Raw genomic sequence first — 1702 nt, forward strand, 5'->3', positions numbered from 1 at the left:
GGGGCGCGAAAACGCGAGTTCATCTTTCGGGAAGCGGTCTTTGCCTTTGGCACGACGTAGAGGCAGGCGAGACGCTGACCCTTGTTGCGACAGTTCCTAAGCTAAAGCCCGTGCCGCTCGTCTCCCCCGGAAAACGCGCGGTATGTGCGATTGCGCCACCATTGAGGAGTGATCGCTTTGCGCAGGTAACGGCCTTGCAGGTTGGGGCGGAGGCGGACGATTTCATCCCTTCGATCTAAGCAGCTTGTCCACTTCTTCTTGGTCTATTCCTAGCACATCGGCTGCCTTCCTGAGCATCCATGGTCCGCCGCTCAGTGTCGCAAGTTCCTGCCGGTCACGCCAAACATCCCTCGCCCAAGGAACAATGTCATCGGGCAGCAAATCATCAACACTTCCTCTTTGCCGGCGTAGCGACACGCAACCTTTGTTCCCTATATGTTCCAAATGGGTTATATCCAAAGGTGACAGCATTTCAAGGCAATTGACCCGTTTGTGGGTGCCGGAAAATCAAAGGCGAAACGATGCCAGGACCTGACCCCGACGCACTCTGGATAGAGAAGGATGGCGACCGGACGATCGCCTGCTTTCAAGCATATTTTGGGACCGGAAATTACGGGAACCGCCGCAGGCGTGCGGAGGCCATGGTTCAGCGCGTCGCGCGTGGTGACTGGAGATGCAGTTGGTGTGGCGACCCGCTTCCCGATTGGCGGCGTGTTGATACTCAGTACTGCTGCGAGGGTTGCCGAAAACGGGCAGCGAGACAGCGGCGGGCCCACGTCGCAGCGCTGCGCCAACATCGAGCCAAACTCGCAATTGATTTCGGCAAAATCTGAGGCACGACATGGGCGGTACGGGAAGCGGGCGACACTGGCACTACGGGGCCAGGAACACGAAAGAGGACTACCGGGCGATTGATGTTCGCTGGCTGAAGCGCGAGGGCATTTTACGTCCCGGCTATTCGGGCAACATCACGTGGTCACGCAATGGCGTGGTCACCGGGACCATCGGCATCTCGGCAGAGCCGAGACGGGTAGTGCTGGACTATCGGTCCCGCAGTGGAGGCGAGGAGTGGCAGAGCCTGCGCTACAGCGTCCATCTCGATGCCACAGCGTGCAACCTGGGCGGAGCGCGGCAATGGTTCCTGTGCCCCGCTCAGGGCTGCGGAAGGCGCGTTGCGGTGCTATATGGCGGTCGGATATTCGCCTGCCGTCATTGTCACCAACTGGCCTACCCCTCCCAGCGCGAAGACGCGGGCGACAGGGCCGCACGGAAGGCGGACAGAATACGGGAGCGGCTGGGCTGGCAACCCGGCATTATGAACCCTCCCGGCTGGCAAAAACCCAAGGGAATGCACTGGCGCACGTTTGAGCGGTTGCAGCATCAGCGCGACCGGCTCGTTATGCAAGCGCTAGGCGGCATCGCGGCTCGGTTCGAGTTCAGTTCGGAACTGCCATTTCCATAGCCCAACAGGGAATGGGTGGCGGCGTCACTGTATTCCCAGACATTGAGCGGGTATTGCGCAAGCTCGATGCCGACGTCGCCTTCCTGCGCGCTGCGGTAACTCCGGATGCCGGAACACTTTACACACGCAGCAACACTCTCTGAAACGAAAGCGGATGAGGTGGATGGCTCCTGCTCCACCGGCATCGAACGTGCCAAAGTGCAGTTGTCATCGACTGCGAGGAAAGGAGCCATCCAATGA

2 protein-coding genes are annotated in these 1702 nt (G+C 59.9%); one reads left to right on the forward strand and one right to left on the reverse strand.

Features of this window, described 5'->3' with window-relative positions; genetic code table 11:
• Positions 1-239: hypothetical protein (locus BLR85_RS29730; protein ID WP_212635193.1), on the forward strand; the 239-nt coding region annotated here is incomplete at its 5' end.
• A gap of 1141 nt (positions 240-1380) precedes the next feature.
• Here the strand turns inward: BLR85_RS29730 and BLR85_RS29735 are convergent.
• Positions 1381-1702 (reverse strand): hypothetical protein (locus BLR85_RS29735; RefSeq protein ID WP_212635194.1); only part of this gene is annotated, 322 nt, incomplete at its 5' end.

Origin of the sequence: Aliiruegeria lutimaris, assembly GCF_900099935.1 — a bacterium.
Taxonomy (GTDB): domain Bacteria; phylum Pseudomonadota; class Alphaproteobacteria; order Rhodobacterales; family Rhodobacteraceae; genus Tropicimonas; species Tropicimonas lutimaris.